Below are 22,121 nucleotides of genomic sequence, written 5' to 3'. Positions count from 1 at the left end.
ATGAAGAACTTTACCATGCAAAAAGGGGTGGCTGGGATAATATTTCTTTCATTTCTTCCTATATTGATCATCACTTTCTCGTTTTCTGTCGCTTATACGCAACGTTTGTTAGCTCACTCGAAAATTGAAGAGGCGGCTGAAGTCGCTAGTCTTGCCTTGATCGCTAGTCCGGGTAAAGACAACCAAGAAGACCAAGACTACGCACAGAGAATTGTCGATTTATACATCACTGACAATATCAGCGATATTCAGATCAACGTATCGACCAAGAAGTGTGAATACAAAGGCGACTGTGTTCAGAAAGCCAACGAGCTGTCTCCATTTGAAGACTTCACAGTGGTCGCCACTTCTGAGCATGAATCATGGATCTCTCATAATGAAATTGGCGTAGAGCCAACGTTCAAAGTATCTGGTGATTCGATCACTCGAAAATATCTCCCTCAACCGGTGGATATCTATTTCATATTAGACACCAGCGAATCGATGAGTAACTCGTGGTATGGTCAAAACAACAAAACTCAGATGGAAGTGGTGAAAGAACAGATCATCAAGGTTGTAGAAGATTTGAAGGACTTTAAAACCGGTGCGAAGAAGAAGAGTAGAGTTGCGTTACTGACTTACAATGCTTACAACGTGAAATACGATAAAAAAGATCGCAGACTAAAATTCTACGACTATGCAAGTGAGTTTTCTCACACTGAAGCATCGTTTAAAAGTATTGTCGATAATATGTTTGATCAGTCTGTCGATGAACAAAACGTGTATCACGCTAGCTATTATAATCAGGCGCGAGATATTCCAATAACAGACAACTATCAGGATTTTATCAATATATTGAATTCCAGCAAGGTAATGCCAGCAAAGGGGGGCGGTACCTACTCTTGGTTAGGTTTGATCGCAGCAGCGAAAGAAGCGGACAAAGTTAAGAAAGAAGATCGTAACCCAGAACAGGTGTTTATCTTCCTTTCTGATGGCGCAGATTCAGATGTACGATTCCCTGACGAACTCCACAAAAATAGTACATATAGAAAGAAATACGATGTGGTCACAAAAAGTTACAAAGACGCGTATGGGAATGTTCAAAACCGGCAAGTTTACGACAGGTTCTTGAAGTCATTAGTGAGTGAACACAAACTTTGTGAGGAACTCAAAAAGAGAATCTCTAGCAAAGAAAATAAGTTTCAAAGCGAACAAGTGAAGCTAGAAGGCGAAAAAACAAAAGTCACTATGGGCGTTATAGGTGTTAACTACAATGTACAAAAAGGCGATGGTTTCGGAGACTGTGTTGGCGAGAAAAATATTTATCACGCTGAAAATGGTAAAGATGTTTACAAATACATATTAAATCTAATTAACGAAGAGACAGGACGACTAAAAGATTAAAATGAAAAAATTATTATCAATCGCGATTATTTTTACCTCAAATGTCGCACTCGCTAATTGTATTAATCATGATGAAAACTACGTGACTTCTAAAACCCTTACAAGCTCTGAAACTAAAGTAACTCAGGTCGTCGGTAAGTTAGCGGTGATGGTAAATGAAGAACGCTCTATCGTACAGGATAAGAGAGTGGTTAAGGTTGAAGGGTTGAATGCGACCGACAGTTGCACCTTTGATAAGAGCTCAATGTCGTTGATCCTCAACTATGATACTGATAAATACCGTTTAACAGACACTCACAAACAAGCTATTTCACAATACTTGGAACTGGTTGACGAGGGTACTCGCGTCCTTGTTGAAGGGCATACTGATGAAGTCGGTTCTCAAGCTTATAACAAAGGCTTGTCAGCTCGTCGCGCGAGTGCCGCAACAATATACCTGAAACAAGGGTTAGGTCTAGGTAACAGGATTGTTGAAAAAGCATTCGGTGAGTCTGCGCCAATTTGCAAGATAAACGAGAACAAAGTATCTGGTTGTAACCGTCGAGTTGTATTAACGATAGACTAATGTGTAATCCACTATTTGCTGTTGTAATTATAATCTTCATGTGCTCACTATTAAGTGGAGTTGTTTAGTAAAAGAGCTTGGTATTGACCAAGCTCTTTTATTACTTATATTTATTATGGAATAATAAATGTCTATTTCATTTTTCAATCATTAATCGATAGCATTTAATTTTGTTTTTATACAACGATAATTAAAATGTCTATTGCTCGATGCATTATCGCTTCTATCTTTTTTCTTTTCATCAGCCACCCTGTATTTTCAACGGAGCTTGTTGTAGGGCCAAGTATGAGTTCTCAGCTAGAAAGGGTGATATCAAATCCTTCAATTAAGAAGGACGTATCCGATTCATTGTTAGGAATCGACAAAAATCAAAATCACATCCGAGACGACGTAGAAGCGGTGTTAAAAGCACTCAAAATCAGTGAAATTAATCACGACTTTCTTTTACGCTATGTTCAATATTCATCTAGCATTTTGCAACACGATTTTTCGAGTAATGATGCTGATAATCAGCTCTTAGCATACGAGATCTACAAACACTATCGTTATGTCAGGCATTGTTTTAAGGAAGCAGGAGTCGATGGTAAAGATCTTTATGATGCGATACATACGATAAATCGATTGATCTTCAACACCGATGCCCGAATAGTCGCATACCTGAATTACGAAAAGTATATCGACATAAGCATCATGTATGAAGGTATCACTTACGATTGTAATAATTAGGAGTAATTGAGATTTCGAGCTGATTGTTGCTGCAGTTTGTGTACTTTGTAACTCCAGTAGGGAAGAATTTAGAGAACTTAAATCGGTCTCTAGCACTTTGGATAGTAGTAGCTACTATCACGAGTTAAAGAGAATCGATAAGTTCATCAAAGAGAATATGAGCACCAGTTCGGATGGGTGATAGGAAGTAACTCAAAGAGCGCTTAAGCGCTCTTTTCTTTTGTATTGCCTTTGTGGTGGGGACCGAATTTGTCATTCAAGTAGAGTAGTCCGCTGACGAAGAGTGCCACAACGGAAACCGTAAAGAGGGCATACATACTTAATACCCAAGCGAATGTGGCTGTCAGAAAGGCAATGAAGGAAAACATTCTGCTGAATGACATCACATGACCTAATTTTTTACTTTTCATAACGCCTCCCAGAGCTTAGTGGGTAGTGTCAGAGTGTTCTCACTCCGCATTTGTATTGTCTCTTTTTTGCTCAGAAGATACCCAAAAAACGGGCTAAATATTTCTCAAAAAAGATTAAATATTGACCTAGTAGACAGTTTTGAATAGAGATTTGTTGTGAGTTTTATTGCATAAAAAGCGCGTCAGCAATTTTGATTGTGGCGAGCATCAGAATTGATTCCTAACTTTAAGTAGAGTGAATGTATCGCAACTGATAACGCAGGAAATTCTTATGCTAAAGACTCAACTCAAACGTATCGCTGTGCTGACTGGCTTACTGGTTTCATCTTCTGTTCTGGCAAATACCAGCAACTACAACACAGATATTCCAACAAGCATCATGACGCCGAATACGGTAGAAACAAGCATCGGTACTTTGAATTTCAAGGATGGTGTGCCAAGTCAACAAACCATGGATACGCTTTATAACAATCTCGATACTATGCGAGCGACAGAAGTATTCATGAATGCCATCCCTATGGCGTCGTTAGAAGCGCTACGTATGGGACATGAAAAGATGGGGTTGACGAAATCCAATCAGGTGATGCTATTTGATAACTTGATGGATTCAAATCCTTTATTCCTAACCGGTAACACGGATACGGTTTACGCATCGGCATTTCTTGATTTAGAGCGTGATGGTCCAACGGTTGTGGAAATCCCGCCGGGCATGGGGCCAACTACAGTCAATGATGCCTTCTTCCGTTTCGTGACCGATATGGGCGTAGTAGGGCCAGATAAAGGTCAGGGCGGCAAATACCTTATCTTGCCACCAAGCTACGATGGCCCAGTGCCTGAGGGCTACCATGTTTCTCAATCGACAAGTTATGTGAACTGGTTTATTGCACGAGGCTTCTTGAAAGATGGTAAAACGGATGCAGCGGTCAACTCGTATCATACTGGTTTGAAGATTTACCCTTTATCTAAGAAGGATGATCAACCGAAGATGGCCTTCACTTCAGGTAGTGGTAAAGCCTTCAATACTATTCACGCCAATGACGAACATTTCTATGACGAAATCAAAGTGGTTATCGACAAAGAGCCTATTGATTTCATCGACCCAGAAATGCGCGGTTTGATTGCGACAATTGGTATTCAAAAAGGTAAGCCGTTCGAACCTGATGCGCGTATGCAGAAGATCCTGAAAGATGGTGCAGCGATTGGTAACGCAACGGCTCGTGCGCTGATGTTCAACCCACGCACAGAAAACGCGTACATTTGGGACGATCGTAACTGGAAAACTGCTTTTATCGGCAAAGATTACCAGTGGCTTATTGATGAAGGTAAAGGCGGACGTAATCTGGATGCGCGTACTTATTTCTTCTACATGGCAACGGTAAACACGCCAGCGATGGCGCTTAAGATGATTGGCAAAGGCTCTCAGTATGCCATTGTTGATAAAACGGCAGAGGGTAAGTTCTTTGATGGCGGTAAGAATTACAAGCTGACGATTCCTGCGAATGTACCAGCGAAGAACTTCTGGTCTGTGGTCGCGTACGATACGCAAACACGTTCAGAGCTACAAACGAGCCAACCGTTCCCAAGTAAGAACGATAAGCGCGACAAGATGGTTGAAAACTCAGATGGTTCGGTCGATTTGTACTTCGGTCCAACCGCTCTGAAGGGTAAAGAAGCAAACTGGATTCAAACGGTTCCAAACAAAGGCTGGTTTAGTATCTTACGTATGTACGGTCCTTTAGAACCATGGTATGACGGTTCTTGGAAGCCAAGTGATATCACTGAAGTGAAATAAGACCATCGTAAGGTGCGACAAACTGAAGATGAAAGCCGACCTGTTAATTGGTCGGCTTTTTTTATTCCTTGGCTATGCGGCAACAAAAATTAGCGGCTTAGCTAAGCGCTCGTTTAATAAAGGTTTCTACTTGTGCAATGATCGGGTGTTGGTAAAAGGCTCGATGGTACTGAATCCCGACATCAAACAACATTGACGTTCCGTCTAATTTTAACGGTAATCGACAAATTCCCGCGGGTAGCTCTTGATCGTCGATATACATACCAACAAACACATACGGGCTGACTTTGACACAATCGAGCGCTGCAGTCATTGAGGAGACGGTCAGCTTCTGTTCTAGATTCACACCCGTCAGTTTACGCATTCGCTCATAATAGGCGCTCACATCGAGCGAACCCATGGAGACTCGCACCGTTTCAAGGTTTTCAATGTCACTGAGTTCAAGTTCGGTTTGTTGGTGAAGAGGGTGTTGGGCGTTCACATACGCAAAGATGGGGACGGAAGCCACCTTACGTTCTACCATTCTCTCGTTGAGCTCATTAGGAAACCCACCAATCCCAATTGAGACAGCGCCGCGCTTTGGGTTCTCTATGCTTTCTATCGACCAATCAATAAAGGAAATCTTAGGCTTTTGTTCATCTGTGGTAAGAGCGGTAACCAAAGGAATCGTTAACATGCCAGAAAGAGGGTTGATGATGCTGAAGACGTACTCGTTGGAATGTTGGTTTGCATTAAAGGTCTTTGCCAACTGCGGTATCTGCTCAAGTTGCTCTAGAGGCTCCCCGATAGCCTCACACAATTGTTGACAGAGCAGCGTAGGGGTATAAACGCCTTTCTCTGCATTGAACAGTTCGTTATCAAATCGCAGCCGGCACTCGGCGAGTTGCCTAGTAAAGGTTGCTTTGCTGATGTCTAGCGTATGACACACTTTCGCCTGCGACTTTTGCTGGCTCAGTAGATAAAGAAAGCGATACAAATTTAAATCGATGGTATTTTTCACGAAGTAAGCGCCTCAAAACGTTAAGCTTTAAGTATCAACGTCTCTCATCCTCTGTTCCAATAAAATCGAAAACAAATTTTCCTTTTGTGACATGAGGTTAGGTCGTAAGGGTATGGTGTATTAAATCTGATTAAGAAACAAAGATTGCATAAAAGGTGAAAAAGAGTGCTAGGTAAGCCTTTGAACTCATCCTATAATTAGCTTGCATATGGAGGATGTTTGATGGTCAAACATCCTCTATTTTTTGAAACCTACAACAAGGATCCGGCATAAGATGTTTTTTGCTGGTGTTGTTTACATTTACCAAGAAGGTGATTTAACACTATTAATTGAGGTTCTTAAGATGACTCTTAACAAGTACTTTGTTTTCATTCCGACTGATATGGACCAGGAAACGCACAAGGAACAGAAAGTGAATTCAGACACGGAAACTCAACGTCAGGCATTAGTAAAACAGGCGCAGCAAGAAGGCGGACTGTAAGGCTAGGTTTCAAAATAAGAAGAGCACCCAATACGGTGCTCTTTTTTTATTCCTCAGTTATTACTTGAGAATACCAAGGCTTTTAAGCTTGCGATAAATGGTATTGCGACTTAGCCCGAGCATACGTGAGGTTTTGCTGATGTTGCCTTGGTTTGCTTGGTAGGTTTTTACCAGCTTATCTTCTACAGTAGAACGCATGTCTTTAGTGTTTGGTGTATCAGCATCGACAATATTGGGTGATTGACCAAGTTTCTTAGCCAGATGGTTGGGTACGTGGCTAAGCTCAAGTTGGGGTTCACCTTGCGCCATCAAAGCAGAGACTTTTACTAAGCTATCAAGCTCACGTAGGTTCCCCGGCCAACCATAACTCAACATCAGTGACAGCAGGTGAGGGCAAATACTTTGCTTTGATTCAGAGTGGCGGCGATGAATGTTTTCAATCAGCGCTTGCTTATCACTGCGCTCCTCAAAACGAGGAAGTTCTACGATTAATCCATTTAGTCGGTAATAAAGATCCTGACGAAATTCTCCTTGGTCAACCAATAACTCTAGGTCTTTATGTGTTGCGGCGATGATTTGCGTATCAACTTGAATGGTCTGGTTAGAGCCTACGGGCAACACGGTTTTGTCTTGGAGCACGTGCAACAACCGGCTTTGCGCTTCTAATGGTAAGTCTGCAATTTCATCTAAGAACAAGATGCCTTTGTGTGCTTGACGGATTTTACCTTGGTAACCTTTGCTGTTTGCGCCTGTGAATGCTCCGCCGACGTAGCCAAATAGCTCTGATTCGACCAAGTCTTTGGGTAGCGCACCACAGTTGACGGAAACCAAAGGCCCATTCTTTCTCTTGCTGTTTTTGTGCAGAGCTTTAACAAATTCATTTTTGCCTACTCCCGTCTCGCCAAGGATCAATAAGCTAATGTCTTTGTCTATAACACGATTCGCTTGTTGCCAGCAGTGCTCTACGTTTGCGTCGCCATAATGGAGATCATTTGAGGCTGAAATGGAGCGAGATTGAGTTTTAGGTTCCGAGAGTGGCTGAGTTTTAAACACTAAAGATTGATTGCTGGCAGAACCGTCGAGTATCGATGCCAGTGATTGTCCAACAACGTTAGTTTGAGCCAACAATTGTGAGGCAACTTGGTTATGAGCCAGAATTTGACCTTCTTCATTGGCGATGATGATGCCTTGCCAACCGCTATTGAGCAGACCTTGTTCACAGGCTAAATCAACTCGAATATGCCCTTTGGGAATTTGGTTGAGGAGTTGGTTTTCTACCTGTTGAACCATGTTTTGGACTAAGACTTGTGTTGAAAAGTCATGCTTCTTTTGCTCACTGGTAATGTCCAGTACACCAATCAAATTACCCAAATGATCAAAGATCGGGCTCGCTGAGCAACTGATAAAGCGATGATGTTGTATAAAGTGTTGGTCACCAATCACGGAAACGGGTTTTGCTTCCACTAGCGCAGTGCCAATGGCGTTGGTGCCTTTGAGTTTTTCCTGCCAACACGCGCCAGAACTAAGCGCAATTTCTGTCAGCTTTTCACGGAACTTAGGTTGCCCCCAGCTCCCAATGATCACGCCTTCGGCATCGGTCAGTATCAATCGACTGTCGCTGTGGGAGAACAATTGATTAAACAAAGGCAAGGCAAATTGCTTAACGGCATCGATTAAGAAGTGGAGCTGGTGGCGTCGGTCCTCAAGTAACGCTGAGGTGACACGAATATCGTCTGGTCGACGTCGCTGTTTTAAACCCGCTTGTTCACTTCTGTCCCATGAAGTGGAAAGCCAATTGCTGTTGGTAATGTGTTGAAGTTCCATGACTGTACCATTTTGTCACAGTGAGGGTGTGCCATTTTGGAACACTTGAACACTGGTGTTCACACCATACATCCGCTCAAACGTCACTCACTTAGTTTGTTATCGCTTGGTAATCATAGTTTTACATTTAATTAACAACAAGGTGCTCATTGTTGGCATGTGACTTGAGTGATGTTCTTGCAACAATGCTGAGTTGAACACTCGGTTGTTTAAAACAAAAAAATGAACGAGAACAAAAGGAAGAGTTATGATCTATGCACAGCCAGGTAGTGAAAATGCCATCGTTAATTTCAAATCGCATTACGACAACTACATCGGTGGCGAATGGGTAAAACCAACGGGTGGTGAATACTTCGACAATACATCGCCAATCAATGGCCAAGCGTATTGTAAGGTCGCTCGTTCTGGGGAAGCAGACATCAACCTTGCACTGGATGCAGCGCATAGCGTAAGAGCACAGTGGGCAAAAACCAGCGTGACTGAGCGTGCGAATATACTACTAAAAATCGCAGACCGCATTGAACAAAACCTTGAAGAGCTTGCAGTTGCTGAAACATGGGAAAACGGCAAACCCGTTCGTGAAACGTTAGCGGCAGACCTTCCTTTAGTAGTGGATCATTTCCGTTACTTTGCAGGTTGTATCCGTGCTCAAGAAGGCAGTGCGGCTGAGTTAGATGAGCATACTGCAAGTTATCACTTCCCTGAGCCGATTGGTGTTGTGGGGCAGATCATTCCTTGGAACTTCCCAATGTTGATGGCGGCTTGGAAGTTGGCTCCTGCGTTGGCCGCGGGCTGTTGTGTGGTACTTAAGCCTGCTGAGCAAACGCCGACTTCAATTCTGGTTCTGATGGAAAAGATTGGTGACCTTCTGCCTGCTGGCGTGGTGAACGTAGTCAATGGCTTTGGCTCAGAAGCTGGGCAAGCACTGGCGACGAGTAATCGAATCGCTAAGTTAGCGTTTACGGGGTCAACTGAAGTGGGCAACCACATCCTAAAATGTGCGGCGGAGAGTCTAATTCCGTCGACGGTTGAGCTCGGTGGTAAGTCTCCGAATATCTATTTCCCAGATGTGTTTGATCACGAAGATGAGTATTTAGATAAGTGTATTGAAGGTACTTTGCTTGCTTTCTTTAACCAAGGCGAGGTATGTACTTGCCCATCACGTGTGCTGGTACATGAATCTGTGTTCGACAAGTTCATTGCTAAAGTTGCAGAGCGTGCAAAAACCATTAAACAAGGCAATCCACTGGATACTGATACTCAGGTTGGCGCTCAAGCCTCGCAAGAGCAGTTCGATAAGATCCTGAGTTACCTAGAGATCGGCCGCCAAGAAGGAGCGAAAGTCGTATTTGGTGGAGATGTAGCGAAACAAGAGAACGACTTGGAACAGGGTTACTATATTCAACCGACTTTGTTACAGGGTCATAATAAGATGCGAGTTTTCCAAGAAGAGATCTTTGGTCCGGTAATCGCAGTGACTACTTTTAAAGATGAAGCAGAAGCGCTGGCGATTGCCAATGACACTGAATACGGTCTGGGAGCGGGTGTGTGGACGCGAGACCAAAACCTTGCTTATCGCATGGGTCGAAACATCGAAGCAGGGCGCATTTGGATTAACTGCTATCACGCATATCCTGCACATGCTGCGTTTGGTGGCTACAAGAAATCCGGCATTGGTCGAGAGACGCATAAGATGATGCTCGATCACTATCAGAACACGAAAAACCTGTTAATCAGCTACGACGTCAATCCGCTAGGATTCTTCTAAATACATCGCCTTCAGGCAAAAGAAAAAGCAGTAAAACAAAGCCCCGAGTGTTCGGGGCTTTTCTTAGGGTCTGTTGTTCTTTCGTGGTTAAATTTTGTTCGAGATAAAATTGTTTTAGGCGAGGCAAGGAGTGTGTAGCCTAGTCATTCTAAGCAAATACTTCTTAACAAAGCATGAAACGATTTTAGCCGAACCCTCTGGGCAGCGTATGTTGGTTATTCCTACTTCACTATCGACTTCTCATGTAGGCTAACTACACATCAAAATCTCTGCCTTGTGTAACCGCCCGACAATTCGCTGCAAAAATCAGCTCGAAAGGTCAGCAGACCCTAGTTAACAAGCAACGGCGTTTTGGGTACCTTCGTGGTCTCGATGATGCGCGCGGATTGCTAAAAACTCATCTAGGTGTTCGATCAGCATGTCGACGCAATCTGGGTCGAACATCAATAACCTATGCTCTTTAATAAAGTTTGCCGTATCAGACAGTGACCAAGCAGCTTTATACGCGCGCTTACTTAGCAAGGCATCGAATACATCGGCCAGTGTTACGATCCTAGCTTCTAAGGGAATGTCCTTACCACACAATGCATCGGGTAAACCTGTACCGTTGTAATACTCATGGTGATGGCGAATGATGTTCTTAATAAATTGCACTTCATCTGGTGCAATCATTGATGTGTCAGACAGCGCGACAACGTCTTCAATGATCCGCTCTCCAAAAATGGTGTGCTGATTCATAACTTCGCGTTCAGCTGCTGTAAAGCGCTTATCACTGAAGAGTACATCGTCAGGGATCTTGTATTTTCCTATATCATGAAAGGGGGCATATAGCCTGATACGGTGGATAAACTCAGGGGTAATAGACCTATTTTTATCTGCTAGTAACCGTGCAAGTCGCTCACTGTATTTTCCCATTCGTATTAAATGCTCTGCTGTTTCAGGGTCTCTTTCGTGTCCCATCTTCAAAGCAATCGCTAAAGCTGATTGAAAGTGCTTTTGTTTTTCATCTAGCTGAATGAACATACCCGATATGATTTGGCTCAGGTAGGCGAAGTCTCGCTGCGTATGCTCATCCGAGAAAAACTTGGTTTTTGTTGCATTGCAGAAAAGGAAACCAATGATAGAACCACGATTATATATAGGTGATGCATAACTGCTTTTGTGGCCGAGTTTGATCAGTTTCTTTATGCGTTCGGTGTTGTCGAAGTTTTCTAGGTCATCAACGATTCTAACTTGGCAGTTATAGGCGACCTCCGTCAATGAAGAGTTTATACGAAGCTCTTGGTCCTCAAAATCAAGACCAAATGGTTGAGCTATAGTGTCATTTACATAGTAGTTAGAAGCCTTGTTTCCTTTGATTAATACCACAGAAAAGCGGCTGAACTCTGGGTAACTTGTTTGAGCGAGCTTAAATAGCTCATCCAGTATTGCTGTGGTCTTCTTTTCTTTGGTCGCTGTTTTACTTAATAGGGGATAATCGAGCATGTTTGCCAACCTTTGTTGCACATGTTTGCTTTTTATAATGGAATCGATTTCTCATAATTTAGACTTAAAATGTAGCACCCGAATTACATTCAATTAACCCATCTTACTTTGAAATTAGATTCCCATCATAAAAGTAAGGTTATATATGTAACAATATAGTAAAAAAGCTTGAAGTAACCACATATAACGAGAATGTTAGACATTACTTAACTATCTGTATTTTTAAATTATTCATGAATTTCTAGGATGTGATCTTGTGCGTTAACAACTTGTTAATAGTTGCTATACTTACTTCACTACAACAACGGAGAAGGACATTCAATGTTTAAGTTAAAACAGCTCGCAGTGGCGGCATCGCTAGTTGCAATGAGCGCAAGCTTTTCAGTTTCTGCTAAAGATACGTTTGTGACCATTGGTACGGGCGGTGTAACTGGCGTGTATTACCCTACGGGTGGTGCAATCTGTCGTTTGGTGAATAAATCACGTGCTGACCATGGCATTCGTTGTTCAGTGGAAAGTACTGGTGGTTCGATCTACAACATTAATACCATTCGTGCGGGTGAACTGGATTTAGGTATCGCTCAGTCAGACTGGCAGTACCACGCTTACAACGGTTCGAGCAAGTTTGAAGACAAAGGCCCATTCAAAGAGCTTCGTGCTGTGTTCTCTGTACACCCAGAACCGTTTACGGTTGTTGCTCGTAAAGATGCCAACATTCAATCGTTCGATGATCTAAAGGGCAAACGAGTTAACATAGGTAACCCTGGCTCTGGTCAACGCGGTACGATGGAAGTACTGATGAAAGAGTACGGTTGGACGAATGACGATTTCAAATTGGTGTCTGAGCTAAAAGCATCAGAACAGTCTAAAGCGCTGTGCGATAACAAGATTGACGCAATGATCTACACCGTAGGCCACCCAAGTGGTGCTATTAAAGAGGCGACCACCTCTTGTGACAGCAACATCGTAACTGTGGCTGGTCCGCAAGTCGATAAGCTAGTTTCTGATAACAGCTTCTACCGTATCGCAAACGTACCGGGTGGTATGTACCGCGGTTCAGACAGCGATGTACAAACCTTTGGTGTGGGTGCGACGTTTGTTTCTTCTACGGCAGTACCAGATGAAGTGGTTTACAACGTAGTGAAAGCGGTATTCGAAAACTTTGACGATTTCCGCCGTCTACACCCAGCATTCGCGAACTTGAAAAAAGAAGAAATGGTGAAAGATGGTCTGTCTGCGCCGCTTCACCCTGGTGCTGAGAAGTACTACAAAGAAGTTGGTTTGATTAAGTGATCTGTCGCTACGCCAATAAAAAACGCCATCGTATTTCACGATGGCGTTTTTGTTTGTCGTTCGTCAGTGTTATTGCACTTTAAACCGCGAAACTACATCACCCAGACCAGTAGAGGTTGCTTTCAGTTCGTCGCTGACTGATGTTGTTTGCGAGGCGTTCTCGTTGAGCTTGCGAATGATCTCTTGAATCGCGCTCATGTTACGGCTGACTTCCTGAGTTACCTGACGCTGCTCTTGAGCAGATGTCGCCATCAAAGTGTTCAAGTCGTTAATCTCTACCACAGAATCTGTCACTACGTTTAAAGAGTCCATTACCTGATTGGTGCGATCTGCGGTTTGTTGACAACTTGAACGCGTTGAGTCCATTTCATTGACCACATTATCAGTGGTCGACTTCAATTTCGCTAACATCTCATTGATTTGAGAGGTGCTTTGCTGTGTACGAGCGGCGAGGGCACGCACTTCGTCAGCGACGACTGCAAAACCACGTCCTTGCTCACCGGCACGGGCGGCTTCAATTGCAGCGTTTAATGCTAGTAGGTTTGTCTGTTCTGCGATCTCTCCAATCACTTGTAACACAGAGCTGATCTGCTTGGTGTCTTCGCTCATTGTTCCAATGGTGTCAGACATAGAGGCGACCTGTGTGACCATGTCACTTACGCTTTGAACCGCGTTTCCAACAGTACGCTTCGATTCCTCTGCATAGCGATTGGTACGGTCAGTAAGCTTAGCTGCATCATCAGCACTGCTCGCAATAGACTCTGCCGTGGCGCTCATTTCTTCAATGGCAGTGATGGCTTGTTCTGATTCAATAGTGTGCTGATTTAGAGTGCTACTATTGTTATCCGACTGTTTGGCAAGCTCACCAACCGCGTGGTCGATATGCGCAGATGAATGAGACACTTCAACAAACATCTTCTGCAGTTGGGCAATGAACAGGTCTATTGATTGGGATATATGGCCGATCTCATCCTTGCTGTTGATATTGAGTCTTTGAGTTAGGTCGCCGTTGCCATCTGACAGGTCACTGACTAATTTCTTCAATTGCTCAAGCGGCTTAAAAGCAAAGTGGAGCAAAACAATACTACCCAAAATGATTGCAATGCCAGCAATTGATAGCGCTAACGTAATCATCCAATTCAGCTTGTCTGTGTTAGCTTGAATGTTACTTTGGTCAATATATCCAATCAGCTGCCACTGGCCATTGCCGAATGAGATGCTTCGCTCTACAGGCGTTAAGTTATTACCTTGCTTATTACTGTAAATAACAGTTCCATCACCGATAAGCTCAGCAAAGCTTCCCTCAGCCGCAAGTCCAACAATGACCTTACTTAAGGAAGCCAGGTCGTAAGTGAAAAAATCAACGGAATCGTCAAATCTTTTGATTGAGAAAGTGATGTATGGGACAGTGTCTTTGACAGTGATAGGACTAATACTTAGTTGCTCAGTTTGCGTCTCTGCAGCGTCGATAAAATATTGAGCATCTTCTTCACTCATGTTACCCGTATCATCGAACGCGTAACCGTTGACGATTTTCACAACCTGAGCAAAACCAGAGGTCTCTTTTGCATCCGCAATGTCCATCATGCTGAAGTTGAGATTGGTGGCCTGAGCAACTTTACTATTAAGTTCAGCTTCGAGTTTGTCGCGAGTGATGTCAATGATATGGGTGATGTTCTTACTGTCTGATTGATGAATGTAGTTGCTTATAAAGTGGTTGACGCTGAAGTAAGAGATAAGAGTGGTTGTGGTGATGATCGCGACGATCAGCAACACCAGTTTATTCTTAAACGAAAGGTGAGCCATATTACCTATACATCCTTGTTGAGTGACCATAAAAAAGACTGCAATCCGGCAGTCAAACAAAATTACGTTTTTTGTTGAATTGGCTCAATAATAAGACACCTGTATGGTAAATGTAAATAAGTTCATATATTTATGTTATCGCTTGAGGCTCGATTTTTAAGTGTAAACATCGATAAAAAAGTAGATAGTGATGGCGACAGAAGAAAGGGCAACGAAACCTCTTACATGGTTTGGGTTTAGTTGACGGGAGATTCGTGCTGCCAAGTAGCCGCCCACTAATGTACCAACCATTACAACGCTGCCTTTAGTCCAATCGATTGAACCGTTAGCAACAAAGATCACGATAGCAATCAGGGATACACAGGTCGAAACCAGCAGCTTAAGCCCGTTCATTAAGTTGATGTCTTGGTGTCCTGCAACCACTAAATAACTCAAGACGATTACGCCCAAACCGGCATTGAAGAACCCACCATAAGCAGAGACCCCAATCAAAAGAAGACTCAGCGCAATCACACCCAGAATACCGGCGTGTTTGGTCTCTTTGGTCAGAGATTTAATCAACGCAGTGATGCGAGAGCCAGTTAAAAAGAGTACGGTTGCGAATAACAGTAGCCATGGAATCGCTTCAAGAAAAACAGATTCTGGCGTATTCAGCAGAAGATAAGCACCTACTGCGCCACCAATCAAACTGAAAGAGATAGTGAAAGCCAGCTCTTGCTTGTTCTTCATGATTTCTTCGCGAAAACCGATCGCACCACTGATGTAACCTGCGCAAGAAGCATAAGTATTCGTCGCGTTCGCCATGATGGGAGGCACGCCAACCGCCATCAATGCAGGGAAGGTTATGAAACTACCACCACCGGCGACGGAGTTCATGATCCCACCAACGACGCCTGCAGCAAACAAGAGAGCAAATTCCAGCAGCATAAAAGGTCCTTTTTTGTTCTTATAATTTTTGTTTCATAACTGTTAACACTACGCAACTCACTCAAAGAAATAAAGTAGCGATTAGTCCAATAAAAAAGCCACCGCAGAGGGTGGCTTGGTTTCAAGGTCTATCTTGAGGGAGAGATAGAATGCTTATTGCTCAACTTTCACTGGTTGTGCTTTAAGCTTTTGAAAGAGTTTTACAAACAGTGGACTGCCAAGTACCAATACTGCAAGCACGGTGAATGTCAGTGTGATTGGGCGTTCCCATAAGAAGCTCAGTTCACCGTCGGAAATCATCAATGCACGGCGCAGGTTCTCTTCCATTAATCCACCAAGGATAAAGCCAAGCAACAGCGGTGCGAGAGGGAAGTTTGCCAGCCTTAGTGCGATGGCAGCCATTGCCACAAGTAACATCACAAACACGTCCATGGTATTGAAAGAAACCAGATACACACCGGTGATAGAGAAGAACAGAATCATTGGCAACAACACGGTTCTTGGTACTGCAAGTAGCTTTGAGATGTATGGGATCAACGGCAGGTTAAGAATCACCAACACAATATTGCCGAAGTACATGGAGATAATTACCGACCAGAACACATCTGGATGTTCAACAAACAGGCGAGGGCCCGGTTGAATACCGTATGCGATTAACGCTCCTAGCATGATTGCGGTTGTACCAGAACCCGGGATACCAAGAGTCAATAGAGGAACGAAAGAACCACTTGATGCTGCGTTGTTTGCAGACTCTGGAGCCACTAAACCTCGGATGCTGCCTTTACCAAACTGTTCTTTTTTATCCTTTGGAGCAAGATTACGTTCCATGCCGTAGCTTAAGAAGGCGGCGATGGTTGCACCTGCGCCCGGGAGCACACCAGTAAAGAAGCCAAGGATTGAAGAGCGAATAGAAACCGGTGCTACTTCTTTGATTTCTTCCTTGGTGACTTTCATCGAGCCAATGTTGCTCAGCTTATCTTGTTCCTCATCACGAGTGTCTTCAGATGGTTTCAAAATCCCCATCAAAGTTTCACCAAGCGCAAAGGTCGCCATCGCCAACAATAGGAAGCTGAAACCATCCATCAAATCTGTCAGACCAAAGGTGAAGCGTTCGACACCGACGCCTTTATCAATACCGACAGTAGACAACATCAAGCCCAGGATAGTCATCATCCATGCTTTTATTACTTGTCCTTTGCCAGCGAACGCAGCCACTGCGGATAAGCCAAGAAGCATTAGCGCAAAGTAGTCAGAAGATTGGAAGCTTAACGAGACGTTAGCCAATGCTGGTGCCGCCACAAGCAGCATGATTGCTGAAAGCGTGCCACCAGTGAAAGAAGAGTAAGCCGCCAGTGCAAGAGCTTTACCTGCTTGTCCTTTCTGTGCCATTGGGTAGCCATCAAACGCGGTGACTACGGTTGATGAACAACCCGGTGCGTTGATAAGAATAGAAGAAGTTGAGCCGCCAAATACTGCACCATAGTAAACACCTGCCATCAGAATCAGACCCGACGACGGATCCAAACCATAGGTGATAGGGATCATCAGAGCGATGGCAGAAATAGGACCAAGCCCCGGTAACATGCCGATAAATGTACCGACAAAACAGCCAACAATCACCATCATGATGTTCATTGGCATCACGGCGGTGGTTAAACCTTGTAGAATTCCATCTAACATAATTCAGTCCTTTCTTTTGACTACCAGATGGTGAGAATCAGACCAGGCTCAAGGTAGATATCCAGACCTTGAGTGAGCAACAAGTAAAACGCGATAACGAACGGGAATGAGGCACCAAACAGCACCGATTTACGTCGTTCGCCAAGAAGGTAAAAGCCCGCAATCAGGAAGAATCCTGTCGCTAATACAAAGCCGATGTAAGTCAAACCCAGACCATAAAGCGCCATCAAAACTAAAAAGGCGATGAGCAGTTTCCAGTTGAATGACATTACGGCGCCGCTTTGTTTATCGGGCTGACCGGTTACCAGTAGCATTAACGCTAAACCAATCCCGACGTAGGTCAGAATGGTTGGTAAGGTGCGAGCCGTGAACGGTTCGTATTCATCTCCCGGAAAGAGAGGGATTTGCGTAGTTTGGTAGCCATAGCATAGGCAAAACAACAAAAAGATCATCGCACCGACACGATCGCGGCACAGCAGATTCTCTTTGGTAAAAATATTGGTTGAATGAGACATATCCAACTCCTAGAACAACAGGAAAAGACCGTATATGGGCGTTAATGAAGAAGGACTAAGTCATTAACAATTAAGCGCATCGCTGCTAGTCGAGTTACTTAGTGTTTACCAATCAATAAACAAAGGAGTTTTTACTTGTCGATTATCGACAATGCCCATATACGGTGAAATTAGAGTGCAAATACAACTGGGGCTAGGGATAGCCAACCCCATAAACTCGGATGGGAGTTATTGCTTCTTAAGGAAACCTAATTCGCGCATTAGATCGCCCATTTGCTGCTCTTGCTCTTCTAGGAACGCGAAGAACTCTTTATCCGCTTTGTAGTTGTCAATCCAACCATTGCGGTCACGAACAACTTGCCATTCGTCCGTTTTGTACATCTTGGTTAGAGCTGCGTTCCATTCGTCGAGCTTGGCTTGGCTCGTGCCAGGAGCGGCAAAGAAACCGCGCCAGTTCGCGAACACAGTCTCATTGCCATATTCTTTTAGGGTAGGGATATTTGGTGCAGCGTCTAGACGTTTTGGTGCCGTAATCGCCAGTACTTTTACCTGACCAGATTTCGACATCTCTAATACTTCGCCAAGACCGGTTGAAAGCAATTGTGTTTCGCCAGATAGAAGCGCTGCCATTGCTTTGCCGCCAGCATCGTACGCGATGTAGCGAACTTTACGTGCGTCAAAACCTTCGCCTTTAAATGCGGCTGCGACGACTAGGTGATCCATCGAACCGCGAGCAGAACCGCCAGCGATTTTTACTTTACGTGGGTTAGATTCGAAATCTTTGACCACATCTTCCCATGTGTTGTATTTCGAATCCGCGGAGGTCACGATAGCGCCGTAATCAGCAATCGTTGCGGCTACTGGCGTCAGATCTCGGAAAGACTGCGGGAAGATACCCGTCAGTGAACGAACAACGATTGGGGTGGAGTTCACCATCAGTGTGTCAGGTTGGCGTTCAGCGGTTTCGATGAGGTGTGCAATCGCTTTGCCACCACCGCCACCAGAGAGGTTTTGGAAAGAGACACTTTCAACGATGTCGGATTTAACCAGTACATCACCTGTACCACGAGCCGTCATATCCCAACCGCCACCAGCACCACCTGGGATTAGAAAGTGGATTTTTTCAACATCAGCAGCAAAAGCGTGGAAAGAAAATGAGGCTGCAATGATGGATGCGGTGAGCGTTGGTTTGAGTACCTTTAACATGTTTCACGTTCCTTATGTTGGTGACTCTCTTGTTTTGAAGAGTCTTATTATTTGTTCTCCTAGCGAGGTAGGGTGACTCGCTAGTGATGAGCTAAAGGTTAATAAGGTGTTAACGTGATGTCTCTAATGCGTAGATAAAGAGAATATTGAGCATAAGCGACATTTTGTTCATAAAGTTCACGCAAACATGCGGGCCGGAGAATGTGGTGAAAGACTAGGTTGGTCACATCAATTAAGAGTCTAAAACCGCCATAATGATGGAGGTTGAATAGGGAGGAACAGCGATGAAAGGAACATGTTTATGTGGCGCTATTGAAGTGACCGCGCCTAAACACAATGAAGTGAGCTTTTGTCATTGCGACATGTGTCGAAAGTGGTCAAGCGGCCCTTTGCATGCGGTGCATTGTGGGCCGGGTGTAAGATTTAGCGGCGCTGAGCCTAAACGTTATCAATCATCCCAATGGGCAGTACGAGGTTTTTGTGGTGAATGCGGCACGAACATCTATTACCACTTATTGGCAACGGATGAATACACTCTTTCTGCGGGATTATTTAATGAGCCAGACTTCAAATTAAGCTTAGAGATCTTCACTGATGAGAAGCCCGCGTACTATGATTTGCAGCCACACAGCAAGAAAATGACAGCTCAAGAAGTTTTTGACCAATACGCGCCTGAAGAGTAGATAATAATGAAGTTTCTCTGGTTAAAGGTTTTACTGACAGTAGCGGTATTTGCAGGTTTATTTTTGATTGTCTATCAGCAAGTACAAAGTGGCGTGAGCTAAAGATTGAGAAAACCGAGTTTACCTCGGTTTTTTTCACCCAAAAACAATAACCTCTTACAATAGGCGTTACGGTTGTTATTAAGTTGTGTAATATGTTGCACATAAGGTTTGTGCAAAGACATGATAGGTGACGCAGGGAGGCGCTCTTAGATGAAGCAACAGCGCGCAGGGGTAGTTTTGATTAACCGAAACTTCCAATTATTGCTCATTGAGAGGAACAAGGACGGAAGATATTATCATGTTTTCCCGGGCGGTTCAGTAGAGAATGATGAATCAATAGTTGAGGCAGCTAAGAGAGAAGCGCTGGAAGAGACAAGCATAGTACTCGATTTGTTGGAGCATGTGTTCGAGATTCGAAATCAAGCGCGAATCGAACATTACTTTCTATCGTATGTCGACAATCCAACAGTAAGACTTGGCTGCGGCCCTGAACAACAGCGAAGATCGGATACTAATCAATACAAGTTAAAATGGGTTGGCTATGAAGAAATAGCTCCTCTCAACCTTTATCCAATTGAAGCAAAGAAGCGTTGTTTAAGAAATAAGGAATGGTTTGGTGATCGATAAAGTATGTCCATTGGTGTTGAGAAACCAAAATAGTGAGATTCTTCTTTTCAAGCATCCTCTTGCTGGTATCCAGTTGGTGAAAGGTACCGTCGAATCATTTGATGGTGATTTGTTGAGTGCCGCTAAAAGGGAATTAGCAGAAGAGTCGGGCATTGATCAAGTAAAGCAAACAAGCTATTTAGGTCGTTGGGAAAGTGAGTTCCAAGAGCAAGTGTGGCATTTTGTTTTATGTGAGTGCGGGGCTCTTCCAGAACAATGGGTATTTCATACAAAAGATGATGGTGGGCATCATTTCGCTTTCTTTTGGCATGACATTACGCAAGATATCACTTCACACGCGCATCCTGTTTTTCAACGTGCTTTAGAGCAGGTCCGTGAGTTTATCCGCCTCGGTAAGATTGATTTACCAGTATCAGAGAGGGAAAACGTTGACGTTCTTATACCATCGAGTTCCATGTAATCTAACGGGAGAGGTATTACAACCCCTTAACCGTCTAAGAGAATCACAGCCTAATCTGTATCAACAGCACGTTAAGAAATACGAGTATCGACCACATGCCCTGCAACGACGCGTGCACGGCTTAGATTGCTATTGGAACGATGTTTTGCACTTTACGCTGATTCATCCGCGCAAGATATTAGAAGGATTGAGGATGTGCGGTAGTGAAACGGTAAAGTTAGGTCGTTGGTTCCAGTTTGACGTAAGAGAGCTGGGCATAAATAAACACAATACTGTGATCTTTTGGTCGCCGAACCAAATGTTTGGTGATTGGGAGGAGTCTGAAGAGGACTTTGCGCCTTATCAAGAACTCAAACTCTCAAGACTAGGTGAGTTGCCTCAAGGGACTCAACAGTTTTACAAGGAGCAATTAAGCTCAGGAAATCAACCGCTTCTCTTCTTTCGTACGCCGCATATCTTATTTAGAGGATCTGTTTCTTTAAAGTGCGAGTACGACATAATAGAAGTGTGAACGACTTTATTAAGGACTTACAAAACAAGGAAAGTAAATGAAAAAGCAACTCGCTTTGATGGCAGCACTAACGATGCAAGGTTGTGCAACAGTTGAAACTATAAACCCACCTAATAATCACGTGAGAATATCCCATGAAGGGAAGCGAAGTTACTGTCAGGATATTCCAAGAATTTATAGTGGAGTGAATTACAACATGTGTTTATTGAATGGTGAACCAAGCTATTCAGAAAACACAGGCCCCAAAATAGACGGAGTACCGTTCTTTGTATTCGATACCGTTTTTTCGGCTATTGCCGACACCTTGGTCTTGCCGTACACAATCACCATGCAAGCTGAAAAAGGCTCAATAGACGTTAATTAAGTAGTTATGCGACCTTTCTGATGAACGACTATTCTTTGGGTATTGGTGTTCAACCGCGAGAATGTGTGACTTTGGGACTGAGATAGCCGTTTTTAAAGCATGATCGCTCTCAAAAATGAACATCAAATTATTGATATCTCACATAGTCTAGTATGATTCGCCATCAAAACGATGATAAGGAAGCCAACAATGAAGGAAAAGTTTGCAGTATTCATCCTTTGTTCGTATCTGCTTGTAGGCAGCGTTATACATATTTATGACAACGTAACTGGTGGTTTCTTGCCATATACCGAAGTGCCGCAATGGCTTAATAGCTACTGGACGAGTTTAGGGATATTAAACTTACTCTCAATCTATTTGCTTATTAAACACCGCCGCACTGGTGTATTGATGTTGATTCTGACGATGGGCAGTGATGTCGTCTTTACCTCATATGCACACTACAACTTTGGGCTTTTTAGCGACGAAGTTCCTTTGCAACTTCAATCAATGATCTTTGGTTTTGCTTTAGCCGCATCGTTATGGTTATGGAGTGCAAACAGGGTTAGAAACTCTCGTCAGATATTCCGCTAA

At 43.6% G+C, this 22,121-nt stretch carries 22 protein-coding genes; 13 read left to right on the top strand and 9 right to left on the bottom strand.

Going from position 1 to position 22,121, the window contains the following annotated elements; translation table 11 throughout:
- The 3 genes from ACTS60_RS09680 to ACTS60_RS09670 all read left to right on the top strand — a co-directional run bounded on the left by ACTS60_RS09680 (position 1) and on the right by ACTS60_RS09670 (position 2,674).
- On the top strand, positions 1-1,383 hold the full coding sequence (locus tag ACTS60_RS09680) for a TadE/TadG family type IV pilus assembly protein (protein WP_440888051.1): 1,383 nt from the start codon (positions 1-3) through the stop codon (positions 1,381-1,383).
- 1 nt (position 1,384) lies between these two features.
- Positions 1,385-1,948: an OmpA family protein gene (locus ACTS60_RS09675; protein WP_440888050.1), complete on the top strand. Its 564-nt coding sequence runs from the start codon at positions 1,385-1,387 to the stop codon at positions 1,946-1,948.
- A 195-nt stretch (positions 1,949-2,143) separates the two neighbouring features.
- The gene (locus ACTS60_RS09670; RefSeq protein ID WP_440888049.1) at positions 2,144-2,674 is read left to right on the top strand and encodes a chromosome segregation ATPase; all 531 of its coding nucleotides are present in this window, start codon (positions 2,144-2,146) and stop codon (positions 2,672-2,674) included.
- Between the two features lie 203 nt (positions 2,675-2,877).
- Here the strand turns inward: ACTS60_RS09670 and ACTS60_RS09665 are convergent, their stop codons facing one another.
- Positions 2,878-3,084, bottom strand: coding sequence for a hypothetical protein (locus tag ACTS60_RS09665; protein ID WP_010448329.1), 207 nt, complete (start codon positions 3,082-3,084; stop codon positions 2,878-2,880).
- 271 nt (positions 3,085-3,355) lie between these two features.
- Here ACTS60_RS09665 and ACTS60_RS09660 point away from each other — a divergent pair, with 271 nt between their 5' ends.
- The gene (locus tag ACTS60_RS09660) at positions 3,356-4,876 is read left to right on the top strand and encodes a DUF1254 domain-containing protein (protein ID WP_440888048.1); all 1,521 of its coding nucleotides are present in this window, start codon (positions 3,356-3,358) and stop codon (positions 4,874-4,876) included.
- A gap of 97 nt (positions 4,877-4,973) precedes the next feature.
- Here ACTS60_RS09660 and ACTS60_RS09655 read toward each other — a convergent pair whose 3' ends face one another.
- The gene (locus tag ACTS60_RS09655) at positions 4,974-5,876 is read right to left on the bottom strand and encodes a LysR substrate-binding domain-containing protein (RefSeq protein WP_440888047.1); all 903 of its coding nucleotides are present in this window, start codon (positions 5,874-5,876) and stop codon (positions 4,974-4,976) included.
- 343 nt (positions 5,877-6,219) lie between these two features.
- On the opposite strand from ACTS60_RS09655, the gene ACTS60_RS09650 reads away from it, so the two are divergent.
- Positions 6,220-6,357, top strand: coding sequence for a hypothetical protein (locus ACTS60_RS09650; protein WP_167381313.1), 138 nt, complete (start codon positions 6,220-6,222; stop codon positions 6,355-6,357).
- Between the two features lie 60 nt (positions 6,358-6,417).
- On the opposite strand, the gene ACTS60_RS09645 is transcribed toward ACTS60_RS09650, so the two are convergent.
- Positions 6,418-8,181, bottom strand: coding sequence for a sigma-54-dependent Fis family transcriptional regulator (locus ACTS60_RS09645; RefSeq protein WP_282064403.1), 1,764 nt, complete (start codon positions 8,179-8,181; stop codon positions 6,418-6,420).
- Positions 8,182-8,428: 247 nt separating this feature from the next.
- Here ACTS60_RS09645 and exaC point away from each other — a divergent pair, with 247 nt between their 5' ends.
- On the top strand, positions 8,429-9,949 hold the full coding sequence (gene exaC / locus ACTS60_RS09640) for an acetaldehyde dehydrogenase ExaC (protein WP_138954054.1): 1,521 nt from the start codon (positions 8,429-8,431) through the stop codon (positions 9,947-9,949).
- Positions 9,950-10,282: 333 nt separating this feature from the next.
- Here exaC and ACTS60_RS09635 read toward each other — a convergent pair whose 3' ends face one another.
- Positions 10,283-11,434, bottom strand: a complete 1,152-nt coding sequence (locus ACTS60_RS09635) for an HD-GYP domain-containing protein (RefSeq protein WP_409587718.1) — start codon at positions 11,432-11,434, stop codon at positions 10,283-10,285.
- A gap of 321 nt (positions 11,435-11,755) precedes the next feature.
- Between ACTS60_RS09635 and ACTS60_RS09630 the strand changes: the two genes are divergently transcribed.
- The gene (locus ACTS60_RS09630) at positions 11,756-12,727 is read left to right on the top strand and encodes a TAXI family TRAP transporter solute-binding subunit (protein WP_010448314.1); all 972 of its coding nucleotides are present in this window, start codon (positions 11,756-11,758) and stop codon (positions 12,725-12,727) included.
- 69 nt (positions 12,728-12,796) lie between these two features.
- On the opposite strand, the gene ACTS60_RS09625 is transcribed toward ACTS60_RS09630, so the two are convergent.
- The 5 genes from ACTS60_RS09625 to ACTS60_RS09605 all read right to left on the bottom strand — a co-directional run bounded on the left by ACTS60_RS09625 (position 12,797) and on the right by ACTS60_RS09605 (position 18,861).
- Complete coding sequence (locus tag ACTS60_RS09625; RefSeq protein WP_440888046.1) at positions 12,797-14,533, bottom strand: methyl-accepting chemotaxis protein; 1,737 nt, start codon at positions 14,531-14,533, stop codon at positions 12,797-12,799.
- A gap of 156 nt (positions 14,534-14,689) precedes the next feature.
- Positions 14,690-15,460, bottom strand: a complete 771-nt coding sequence (locus ACTS60_RS09620; protein WP_440888045.1) for a sulfite exporter TauE/SafE family protein — start codon at positions 15,458-15,460, stop codon at positions 14,690-14,692.
- Between the two features lie 153 nt (positions 15,461-15,613).
- Entirely contained in the window at positions 15,614-17,140 is a 1,527-nt protein-coding gene (locus tag ACTS60_RS09615; protein WP_409387958.1) for a tripartite tricarboxylate transporter permease, read from the bottom strand.
- A 20-nt stretch (positions 17,141-17,160) separates the two neighbouring features.
- On the bottom strand, positions 17,161-17,655 hold the full coding sequence (locus ACTS60_RS09610) for a tripartite tricarboxylate transporter TctB family protein (RefSeq protein WP_440888044.1): 495 nt from the start codon (positions 17,653-17,655) through the stop codon (positions 17,161-17,163).
- 228 nt (positions 17,656-17,883) lie between these two features.
- On the bottom strand, positions 17,884-18,861 hold the full coding sequence (locus tag ACTS60_RS09605; RefSeq protein WP_440888043.1) for a tripartite tricarboxylate transporter substrate binding protein: 978 nt from the start codon (positions 18,859-18,861) through the stop codon (positions 17,884-17,886).
- Between the two features lie 284 nt (positions 18,862-19,145).
- Between ACTS60_RS09605 and ACTS60_RS09600 the strand changes: the two genes are divergently transcribed.
- The 6 genes from ACTS60_RS09600 to ACTS60_RS09575 all read left to right on the top strand — a co-directional run bounded on the left by ACTS60_RS09600 (position 19,146) and on the right by ACTS60_RS09575 (position 22,121).
- A complete protein-coding gene (locus tag ACTS60_RS09600; protein WP_440888042.1) occupies positions 19,146-19,544 on the top strand; it encodes a GFA family protein in 399 nt (132 codons plus the stop codon).
- Positions 19,545-19,796: 252 nt separating this feature from the next.
- Positions 19,797-20,213, top strand: a complete 417-nt coding sequence (locus ACTS60_RS09595; RefSeq protein WP_440888041.1) for an NUDIX domain-containing protein — start codon at positions 19,797-19,799, stop codon at positions 20,211-20,213.
- Positions 20,203-20,673, top strand: a complete 471-nt coding sequence (locus ACTS60_RS09590) for an NUDIX hydrolase (RefSeq protein ID WP_440888040.1) — start codon at positions 20,203-20,205, stop codon at positions 20,671-20,673. Before ACTS60_RS09595 ends, ACTS60_RS09590 begins: the two co-directional genes overlap by 11 nt.
- Before the next feature lie 193 nt (positions 20,674-20,866).
- Positions 20,867-21,184, top strand: a complete 318-nt coding sequence (locus ACTS60_RS09585; protein ID WP_282064424.1) for a hypothetical protein — start codon at positions 20,867-20,869, stop codon at positions 21,182-21,184.
- A 37-nt stretch (positions 21,185-21,221) separates the two neighbouring features.
- A complete protein-coding gene (locus ACTS60_RS09580) occupies positions 21,222-21,548 on the top strand; it encodes a YceK/YidQ family lipoprotein (protein ID WP_282064425.1) in 327 nt (108 codons plus the stop codon).
- A gap of 189 nt (positions 21,549-21,737) precedes the next feature.
- Complete coding sequence (locus tag ACTS60_RS09575) at positions 21,738-22,121, top strand: hypothetical protein (protein ID WP_010448293.1); 384 nt, start codon at positions 21,738-21,740, stop codon at positions 22,119-22,121.

Origin of the sequence: Vibrio sp. WZ-1, from assembly GCF_052037695.1 — a bacterium.
In the GTDB taxonomy this organism is placed as follows: Bacteria; Pseudomonadota; Gammaproteobacteria; order Enterobacterales; family Vibrionaceae; genus Vibrio.
This window is presented reverse-complemented; position numbering and strand designations above follow the sequence as displayed.

Excerpts from the sequence above, each read along its gene's own strand:
- ACTS60_RS09605 (WP_440888043.1), bottom strand. The coding sequence starts at position 18,861 with ATGTTAAAGGTACTCAAACCAACGCTCACCGCATCCATCATTGCAGCC.
- ACTS60_RS09660 (WP_440888048.1), top strand. The coding sequence starts at position 3,356 with ATGCTAAAGACTCAACTCAAACGTATCGCTGTGCTGACTGGCTTACTG.
- ACTS60_RS09680 (WP_440888051.1), top strand. The coding sequence starts at position 1 with ATGAAGAACTTTACCATGCAAAAAGGGGTGGCTGGGATAATATTTCTT.
- ACTS60_RS09645 (WP_282064403.1), bottom strand. The coding sequence starts at position 8,181 with ATGGAACTTCAACACATTACCAACAGCAATTGGCTTTCCACTTCATGG.
- ACTS60_RS09575 (WP_010448293.1), top strand. The coding sequence starts at position 21,738 with ATGAAGGAAAAGTTTGCAGTATTCATCCTTTGTTCGTATCTGCTTGTA.
- ACTS60_RS09585 (WP_282064424.1), top strand. The coding sequence starts at position 20,867 with ATGTGCGGTAGTGAAACGGTAAAGTTAGGTCGTTGGTTCCAGTTTGAC.
- ACTS60_RS09630 (WP_010448314.1), top strand. The coding sequence starts at position 11,756 with ATGTTTAAGTTAAAACAGCTCGCAGTGGCGGCATCGCTAGTTGCAATG.
- ACTS60_RS09620 (WP_440888045.1), bottom strand. The coding sequence starts at position 15,460 with ATGCTGCTGGAATTTGCTCTCTTGTTTGCTGCAGGCGTCGTTGGTGGG.
- ACTS60_RS09595 (WP_440888041.1), top strand. The coding sequence starts at position 19,797 with ATGAAGCAACAGCGCGCAGGGGTAGTTTTGATTAACCGAAACTTCCAA.
- ACTS60_RS09625 (WP_440888046.1), bottom strand. The coding sequence starts at position 14,533 with ATGGCTCACCTTTCGTTTAAGAATAAACTGGTGTTGCTGATCGTCGCG.
- exaC (WP_138954054.1), top strand. The coding sequence starts at position 8,429 with ATGATCTATGCACAGCCAGGTAGTGAAAATGCCATCGTTAATTTCAAA.
- ACTS60_RS09665 (WP_010448329.1), bottom strand. The coding sequence starts at position 3,084 with ATGAAAAGTAAAAAATTAGGTCATGTGATGTCATTCAGCAGAATGTTT.
- ACTS60_RS09600 (WP_440888042.1), top strand. The coding sequence starts at position 19,146 with ATGAAAGGAACATGTTTATGTGGCGCTATTGAAGTGACCGCGCCTAAA.
- ACTS60_RS09580 (WP_282064425.1), top strand. The coding sequence starts at position 21,222 with ATGAAAAAGCAACTCGCTTTGATGGCAGCACTAACGATGCAAGGTTGT.
- ACTS60_RS09615 (WP_409387958.1), bottom strand. The coding sequence starts at position 17,140 with ATGTTAGATGGAATTCTACAAGGTTTAACCACCGCCGTGATGCCAATG.
- ACTS60_RS09610 (WP_440888044.1), bottom strand. The coding sequence starts at position 17,655 with ATGTCTCATTCAACCAATATTTTTACCAAAGAGAATCTGCTGTGCCGC.
- ACTS60_RS09670 (WP_440888049.1), top strand. The coding sequence starts at position 2,144 with ATGTCTATTGCTCGATGCATTATCGCTTCTATCTTTTTTCTTTTCATC.
- ACTS60_RS09650 (WP_167381313.1), top strand. The coding sequence starts at position 6,220 with ATGACTCTTAACAAGTACTTTGTTTTCATTCCGACTGATATGGACCAG.
- ACTS60_RS09635 (WP_409587718.1), bottom strand. The coding sequence starts at position 11,434 with ATGCTCGATTATCCCCTATTAAGTAAAACAGCGACCAAAGAAAAGAAG.
- ACTS60_RS09675 (WP_440888050.1), top strand. The coding sequence starts at position 1,385 with ATGAAAAAATTATTATCAATCGCGATTATTTTTACCTCAAATGTCGCA.